This is a genomic window from Clostridium sp. 1001283B150210_160208_E6 (assembly GCF_015669365.1).
Lineage (GTDB): Bacteria > Bacillota > Clostridia > Clostridiales > Clostridiaceae > Clostridium > Clostridium paraputrificum.
The window spans coordinates 437,708-445,045 of sequence record NZ_JADPAA010000001.1; the positions used below are offsets into that span (position 1 = coordinate 437,708).

Sequence of the window (7,338 nt, forward strand, 5' to 3'; positions counted from 1 at the left end):
AGATTCTGAAGAATAAACTCTTTTTTATTAAAAAGTATCTTTAGTAAATAACAAAATCCAGTGCCCCATAGCATTGGATTTTGTTATACAAATACTTCGCCTTATCTTAGAATAGCACACTAAAAAATACCGCATATTCAGCATTAAATAATACGGTATTTCTACAAATATATTTTTATTTTCTTAATTATTATGATTCTTCTTTAGCACCTATATATCCTTTTTTTCTAGAATAAAATTCTAAAATGTAGTTTAATCCCCAAAAAATTATTGGAGTCAAAATAATAAATAAGAATTCATTTTTACTAAATATATACCATGCAATGTAAAAAATAAGTAATAAGAATGAATTACATAATCCCAAAATTAATTGTATAGTATAATAATGAGAATTTAGAATAGCATACTTATCACTTAACATATAAATAGACTTTTTATTTTTGTAGCACATAATGTTGTAAACAATAAATATCGTTGCAATAATACATCCAAGAGAAAACAATAAAATCATAATAACTCTCCTTTATATTGTTAAACAGCATGGTCAATTACAAATCAATTATACCATATAATGAGCTTTAAATTTCAATTACTTTAAGTTTTTCCTATATCAATCCATAGGATTCCGATTAATAATCAAGATATATTTATTAGAATTCTACTAGTATTTTATTTTTTCAATAAACGTTCATTAAAATAATCAATGTTTTCTATGGAGTATATATACAAAGGCAAATTACTTTGTTTTTCATCTTTATATGAGACAATCCATTCAGCACCTTCTTTAATTCCTCCAATTGTTAATAGACCTGAGCAATCTAATTTACCTTCTGAGCCTACTGGAACATCACCTATGTTAACACCAGAAACAGAATCAAAATCAACAATTTTAACTTGCATCATTTTTGTTTCATAATCTTTTGAAATTACTTCCACACGCAAATATGCGTAATCTCCATTTAATTCAGATAGATTAGTTGAATTTTTATCTGTACCTGGTTGGGATTTCATGTTTAAGCAACCTGTTAATATTAGCAGACACAGTATAAAAATAGGTATAATTAATAATATTTTCTTCATATATATCTTCCCTTTAAATTATAATTTATCTAGATCAAATCATAATTATGATTCGATTATAGCATATTTTGTAAATACCATACTATTAAATTCATTGTATCTTTAAACATAACAAACTAAATTTTTTCCGTGTAAGATGGCGGAGCTACTCCTGTGTTATTTTCAATAAGCCATTCAATTAATTTATAATCTGTAATTTTTCTTCCAACCAAATTAGTTTCATTTGATATTTTTTCATCAATCGAACTTTTATACTCTTCTGGACTTACAATAATCCAATTATCATCAACATATGCTATGTATCCAACTAAATTATCATAGGTAGTAACAGGACAATCATCATAAGCAAAATAGATTTCAGTTCCTTCTGTAAATATATTAGCTATACTATATCTACTTTCATCTCCTTGATATGAAACTAACTTTTTGAACATTTCTATATCTGTCTTATTTTTTGTCACTTTATTATCACTAGCTCTAACAGCTGGGTCTATAAATACTTTAGTAACATCACCAGACTTTGGTATTACAAAACTTTCTGTTTTATAACAATCGGTATTATCAGAACCAACCAGGGTAAATAAATTATAATTAGAATCCTTCCCGTATGCATATACTTTAAACTCTTTATCCTCTGTACGCCCTAAATATTCTGCTTCTGTAAAATCCGAAAAAAAACTATCCATCATTGCCAATTGCCCGTTATATTTAATTATTCCCCTACCGCCTTGTAAGCCTTTGATTGTTGGATTTTTTATATTATAAATTACAATGCCACCTATTATAATCACTATAAATGAAACACTTGCAATTATCTTTTTACTCAGATTCATAAATTTTCTCCTCTTACATATCTATTTTATAAGATAATAACTGTTTCAATTCTTCTATTTCATCCTTTGTTAAATCATTTTGGTCTACTAGAATCATTTGCTTATCTTTTCTTTCAATATAAAAATATTGACCCATAGTGCCATATTTTTTAAAAGCGTTCCAATAATTCTTACCATATCCAAGTTCAGAAACAATTTGAATCCCCTCTTCATCGAAAATATATTCAATAACTCCAGAGCGAAAAGAACTATCTAAAAGTTTTTCTGATTTTCTTAAAGCATATCTTTGAAAAGATTTTGCATTGATTGCTAAGAACAGCATAAATATACCAATTACTAATATGACTATACTAGAAATGCTTAAACGCTTTGTACAGAAATATATTCCCACAATAATTTCAACTATACCTACAAGCGAACTTAATGGAACAATTATCTTTCTTCTACGAACATTCTTTTCTCTATTTAAAGCTATTTCTATAGCGGTTTCTCTTTTTTCATCACTTAAATCCATTTTATATCGAATCATGCTATCACCTCAAATTCTAATTCACACTTTAACAAAAACTTCCAAATAATATAATAATCCAATTCTTCCTTGATTACAACATATTTTGTAAATACCGTATTATTTGTAAATGCCGTGCTATTCAATTTTCAAAGAACATAAAATTAGTTTCTTTTACTGTACACTCACTACTTTATATAGTTTTACTATATAATCCATTTTTGTGATATTTTCTCTATTTCTATAGATTTTTTAATATTAAATTTTACAAAAAATAGTTCCAGTTTCCTGGAACTATTTCACCTTTTCTACTTCTTCTATTTAATAATTCTGTTATTATTGTAATTGTTTTTAAATATATAATATCTAACAATTTTTTAGCCATTTCTATTTTTTCTTTTATTACTCCCATAAAATAACTACTTATAAATATAGCCTATATAATTAATAAGACACCTCTTTTAAATATTTTAAAATATTTAATTAAAAAATTATTATCGTCTTTTATACAAAAATAACCTTTAACCCTTTCATAATTCTCATCTACAAGGAATTAATCACTTTATTTTTTTGTACTTCCTAATATTTTGAATTAAAAATAAATAAGCATAATCAGCGCCTAATCCCAAGACCATTGCTAAACAAACAGTTATATACATATTAATATTTGATAAAGTAATAAATATTATTACAGTACTTATATTTAAAATTAATCCAATAACAAAATCAAATACATTAAAATCACCATCTTTTTCAAATGTATTTTTACATCTAGAACAAACTATTCTTTGATTATTGGTAGAAGCTAATTTAAATCTTTCTGTAAAAGTAAACTTACTTTTACACTCTGGACATTTCATATATTCGCCCCCCATTTTTATTATATACTTAAAAATAAACTCTTGTTATAATGATAAAATTATAGATATTTTCAACTTAGAACATAGCCACTTGATAACTATTTGGTGGGTATGGATTATACTCTGCTACATATTTACCTGCCCATTTAACGATTAATAAGTTATTTTACTATCATTTATGTATAAAAATTTATTGACTAATCGTAAAATGAAATTGAACTAATAAAAAAATCCATAGTGGATTATTCTGTGTTATGCTTTAATCGCCAAACCAAAACATACACGGAGGATAATCACTATGGATCACTCAAATATTAACACAGAATAAAACAAAAATAAACACTTGAATTTTTCAGAGCGTATGACTATAGAGCTTCGTTTAAAAGATGGATTTTCAGCATATAAGATATCTAAAGAACTTGGCAGATCAATAAATACCATTCTAAATGAAATACGTCGTAGTACGACTACTCAAATAAAAAAAGGAAACCATGTTGAAGTATACCTTTCCGATACTGGCGAAGCTGTATACAAAAAGCATCGTTCAAATTCTTGTCGTAATTTAATACTATTTTGAATCCATTATAACATATTTTGTAAATACCGTACTATTCAATTTTCAAAAATCACTTAGTTCGCAATATCTACAAGTTCCAAAATAGAAAACACCGTATATTCTTTCTTCAATAATACGGTATTTTTAGTGATCTAATATTTAATTTATATTTAATTTAGCTTTTATAGGTAATTTATTTTTTATAACATCAATTATTTCATTATAATCTTTTCTTTTAAAGTAAAATATTTCTTCCATAAAACTACCTGTTATTGTGATTTTTATATTATCTGTAATTACAATTGTTAATTTGCTAATTTCATTCCACTTTATTATTCCTTTACCACGCCTCATAGATGAAAAACCTTCTGTAGTAATTCCAATTTTAATCCACATAATTGTAAGCCAAATAATTGCTAATACACCTAACAAATAATGAATCCAAGTTTTAGCCCCCATGTAAGTCATTCCTATGAAAAAACTTATAATAAGTAAAAAAATAATATTTTCTACATGACTTTTACTTGTTGGTATTATTAACTTTCTTTTTATTCTTATATCTCTTATAATCATTAAAATGAAAAACAATAGAATAGCAATATCAATTATTTTCACTTTACGCCTCCTACATAATTTTAAATTGGTAAAGTTTTGTTATGAATTACAACTATGAATTGATTATAACATTTTTTAGAAATACTATACTATTCAGTTTTCATAAGATTTCTTCTCTTTTCTAATTAAATTCATATAATTCTTCAAAAAGTACACCTGTAACCTTATTATCCTGTAATAATTTCTTAAAATCATCACTTATAAATATTGCCATATTCCATCTAAATCCCTTTAAATTTAATTTAAAGATAGGAATTTGCTTAACAATATCTAGAAATACATATTCATCAACTCCAACAATATACTTGCCACCGACAATATGTAGTTTTGATTTTTCATAGTCAATTCCTTCTACGTACTTTAAAATATTCATAATATATAATTTGTTATCTTCTTCATCAAATACTTCTAAAAATTGAAGTTCATCCGAATATATATTTTCTAATATAGTTTTTACTTTTTCACTTACAAAAATTATTCCGCTATATGACCAGCATTGTGATATATCTCCTATAATCTCTGAATTTTCATCACCCTTTTCTATTTGTATAGCTTCCCAATCACTAATCATCTCTCCTGTATTTAATTTATTCTTGATATCTTCGAGAATTGATTCATTATCAACCCAATAGCCTAAATATTTGTTGACATCACAATATAATCTCCATATTTTCATATTACCCAGTCTCCATTTTCAATAATACGGTATTGATCTAAAAATATCCTTTTTATTTCATAAACTTATCTATTGCATTATTTAAATCTGCGATAACCTTCTTATCGCCTGTTTCTACAGCATCAACTAAACAATTTTCAATATGATCTTGTAAAATTATTTTTCCAATATTATTAATTGCTGATTTTACAGCAGAAACTTGTATTAATACTTCACTACAATCTCTACCATCTTCCACCATTCTCTTAACAGATTCCAAATGACCAATTGCTCTTGAAAGTCTATTTACTACAGCCTTTGTATTCTTGTGTGTATGCTTATGTTCATGATTTTCACTCATATAATTCCTCTCCTTATTCACTAGTTATATTAATTATATAACTATCATCTCCCATTTTCCATTTAAGAAACGTTTTAGCAATAAAATCCCTCTTATTGTAATATCAAGAGCATAAGCCATCCATACACCTAACAACCCTAACCCTAATATATCCCCAAGCAAATAACCTATTCCAACTCTAATTACCCAAATACCAATTAGTGTTGCATACATAGGAAACTTAGTATCTCCTGCCCCCTGTAATGCACTTGTGAAAATTTGAGTTAAAGCTGCAAATGGTTGAAATAAAGCTATTAATCTTAAAACATTAATAACCATATCTTGGACTTCTTTTGTATCTGTAAATATCTCTGCAAATTTTGGTGCAAAAACAAAAAATATTACTCCAATAGTAACCATAAAAATAGTAGTAATAGCATTTGCTAGAAAAACTAATTCTTTAGACTTTTTAATGTTATTTTCACCAATAGTAATTCCAACTAAAGCCGCTGTAGCTACTCCAAATCCCATTGCTGGTATATAGGAGTAACTTTCAACATTCCCTGCTATATTATGTGCTACATATACTGACATACCAATAGATATAATCATACTATTATAAACTAACTGCCCTAACCTCATAATTAATTTTTCAATTCCTGCTGGTAATCCTACTTTTATAATAGATTTAATGATATTCTTATCAATACTCAAACTTTTTATATTTACTCTAACCCCATCTTTGCCACGCTTTAATCTTATTAAAAGTATCACTACATTTATTGCACGCGAAATCGTTGTAGCTAAAGCTATTCCGACAACACCCAGTCCTAACTTTACAAGAACCAAGTTTAATATTATATTTATTACATTTGCAACCCCAGTTGCTATCATTGGTGTCTTAGTATCTTTAATTGATCTTAAACAACTAGATAAAATAAGAGTTAAACAAAGGAATACAACTGGAACTACAACAATCATATAGTATGGTTTTGCAAAAGTTAACACTTCACCTGAAGCTCCTGATATCATTAAGATTTGTTCATAAAATATAAGATTAATAACACCAACTATTAGACTAATTATTCCTCCTAATATAACAGATTGCTTTATGGCCAAGTTTACTTTTTCTATATCTTTTCTCCCAAAATTCCTGGCAACTATAGTGCTTGTCCCTATACTAATAGCAGTAAAGAATGCTATAAAAATGTTAATGATTAAATTAGTAACCCCAATTGCTGCAATTGCATTATCGTTAATATTCCCTGCAAAGTAAGTATCTACAGTGCCTAAAAGTGTTTGAAGAACATTTTCAATTGTTACAGGTATCGCCAAAATAAAAATAGTAATAAGATTTTCTCTATTATTTCTTAAATATGTCATTGTACTTCCACCCCTTTTATCATCCCCCTATAGGGGATAATAAAAGGATAGCATCTATATTTTAAATCTTCAATATAGCATTATTAAATTTTCATAGAACATTTAGTTCGCAATATCTACACAGCTTGTACTTTATTAGTATTGCGCACTAAAAAATACCGCATATTCAGTTTTGAATAACACGGTATTACCATTAATTTAATATTGCATTTTACTTTCTTAATATATTTAAGTTATTATTTTAAAATTCATTTTTATTTGAATCTAGTATTTTATCTATCTTAGATTCAAGTCTATTTATTCTTATATATAGTTCTTTAACATATAACGATTGTTTTTCTTCTTGTTCCTTTAACTTAGCTGGCATATAGAATATAACCATAAATATAGCTACTAAAATTATTCCTATAATAATTAACCCCATCTAATACTCTCCTTCTGAATTTATTTTATTTATATCTAGCTTTTTTACAATTATGAGTTAATTATAGCATATTTTTCAAATACC

At 26.4% G+C, this 7,338-nt stretch carries 11 protein-coding genes and 1 pseudogene; 1 reads left to right on the forward strand and 11 read right to left on the reverse strand.

Going from position 1 to position 7,338, the window contains the following annotated elements:
* Positions 1-190: 190 nt before the first annotated feature.
* From I4V16_RS02265 to I4V16_RS02290, 6 genes are all read right to left on the reverse strand, one after another.
* Positions 191-511 (reverse strand): hypothetical protein, encoded by a 321-nt coding sequence (locus I4V16_RS02265; RefSeq protein ID WP_049177765.1) that lies wholly within the window; start codon positions 509-511, stop codon positions 191-193.
* A gap of 158 nt (positions 512-669) precedes the next feature.
* Positions 670-1,011: a hypothetical protein gene (locus I4V16_RS02270; protein ID WP_143759169.1), complete on the reverse strand. Its 342-nt coding sequence runs from the start codon at positions 1,009-1,011 to the stop codon at positions 670-672.
* Between the two features lie 185 nt (positions 1,012-1,196).
* On the reverse strand, positions 1,197-1,913 hold the full coding sequence (locus tag I4V16_RS02275; protein WP_049177762.1) for a hypothetical protein: 717 nt from the start codon (positions 1,911-1,913) through the stop codon (positions 1,197-1,199).
* A gap of 13 nt (positions 1,914-1,926) precedes the next feature.
* Entirely contained in the window at positions 1,927-2,442 is a 516-nt protein-coding gene (locus I4V16_RS02280; RefSeq protein ID WP_049177761.1) for a YcxB family protein, read from the reverse strand.
* A gap of 244 nt (positions 2,443-2,686) precedes the next feature.
* Positions 2,687-2,833: a hypothetical protein gene (locus I4V16_RS02285; protein ID WP_153246614.1), complete on the reverse strand. Its 147-nt coding sequence runs from the start codon at positions 2,831-2,833 to the stop codon at positions 2,687-2,689.
* A gap of 145 nt (positions 2,834-2,978) precedes the next feature.
* Complete coding sequence (locus I4V16_RS02290) at positions 2,979-3,281, reverse strand: hypothetical protein (protein WP_049177759.1); 303 nt, start codon at positions 3,279-3,281, stop codon at positions 2,979-2,981.
* A gap of 343 nt (positions 3,282-3,624) precedes the next feature.
* Here I4V16_RS02290 and I4V16_RS02295 point away from each other — a divergent pair.
* Positions 3,625-3,825, forward strand: a pseudogene (locus I4V16_RS02295) (helix-turn-helix domain-containing protein); the annotation flags it as partial.
* Positions 3,826-3,996: 171 nt separating this feature from the next.
* On the opposite strand, the gene I4V16_RS02300 reads toward I4V16_RS02295, so the two are convergent.
* From I4V16_RS02300 to I4V16_RS02320, 5 genes are all read right to left on the reverse strand, one after another.
* Entirely contained in the window at positions 3,997-4,452 is a 456-nt protein-coding gene (locus I4V16_RS02300) for a hypothetical protein (protein ID WP_195619594.1), read from the reverse strand.
* Between the two features lie 121 nt (positions 4,453-4,573).
* A complete protein-coding gene (locus I4V16_RS02305) occupies positions 4,574-5,128 on the reverse strand; it encodes a DUF1629 domain-containing protein (RefSeq protein WP_049180078.1) in 555 nt (184 codons plus the stop codon).
* Between the two features lie 52 nt (positions 5,129-5,180).
* Positions 5,181-5,468, reverse strand: coding sequence for a metal-sensing transcriptional repressor (locus tag I4V16_RS02310; RefSeq protein WP_049180077.1), 288 nt, complete (start codon positions 5,466-5,468; stop codon positions 5,181-5,183).
* 33 nt (positions 5,469-5,501) lie between these two features.
* Positions 5,502-6,830, reverse strand: coding sequence for an MATE family efflux transporter (locus I4V16_RS02315; protein ID WP_195541978.1), 1,329 nt, complete (start codon positions 6,828-6,830; stop codon positions 5,502-5,504).
* A gap of 241 nt (positions 6,831-7,071) precedes the next feature.
* Entirely contained in the window at positions 7,072-7,254 is a 183-nt protein-coding gene (locus tag I4V16_RS02320) for a hypothetical protein (protein WP_195541979.1), read from the reverse strand.
* Positions 7,255-7,338 lie beyond the last annotated feature (84 nt).

Excerpts from the sequence above, each read along its gene's own strand:
- I4V16_RS02305 (WP_049180078.1), bottom strand. The coding sequence starts at position 5,128 with ATGAAAATATGGAGATTATATTGTGATGTCAACAAATATTTAGGCTAT.
- I4V16_RS02310 (WP_049180077.1), bottom strand. The coding sequence starts at position 5,468 with ATGAGTGAAAATCATGAACATAAGCATACACACAAGAATACAAAGGCT.
- I4V16_RS02320 (WP_195541979.1), bottom strand. The coding sequence starts at position 7,254 with ATGGGGTTAATTATTATAGGAATAATTTTAGTAGCTATATTTATGGTT.
- I4V16_RS02290 (WP_049177759.1), bottom strand. The coding sequence starts at position 3,281 with ATGAAATGTCCAGAGTGTAAAAGTAAGTTTACTTTTACAGAAAGATTT.
- I4V16_RS02270 (WP_143759169.1), bottom strand. The coding sequence starts at position 1,011 with ATGAAATCCCAACCAGGTACAGATAAAAATTCAACTAATCTATCTGAA.
- I4V16_RS02285 (WP_153246614.1), bottom strand. The coding sequence starts at position 2,833 with ATGGGAGTAATAAAAGAAAAAATAGAAATGGCTAAAAAATTGTTAGAT.
- I4V16_RS02280 (WP_049177761.1), bottom strand. The coding sequence starts at position 2,442 with ATGATTCGATATAAAATGGATTTAAGTGATGAAAAAAGAGAAACCGCT.
- I4V16_RS02275 (WP_049177762.1), bottom strand. The coding sequence starts at position 1,913 with ATGAATCTGAGTAAAAAGATAATTGCAAGTGTTTCATTTATAGTGATT.
- I4V16_RS02265 (WP_049177765.1), bottom strand. The coding sequence starts at position 511 with ATGATTTTATTGTTTTCTCTTGGATGTATTATTGCAACGATATTTATT.
- I4V16_RS02315 (WP_195541978.1), bottom strand. The coding sequence starts at position 6,830 with ATGACATATTTAAGAAATAATAGAGAAAATCTTATTACTATTTTTATT.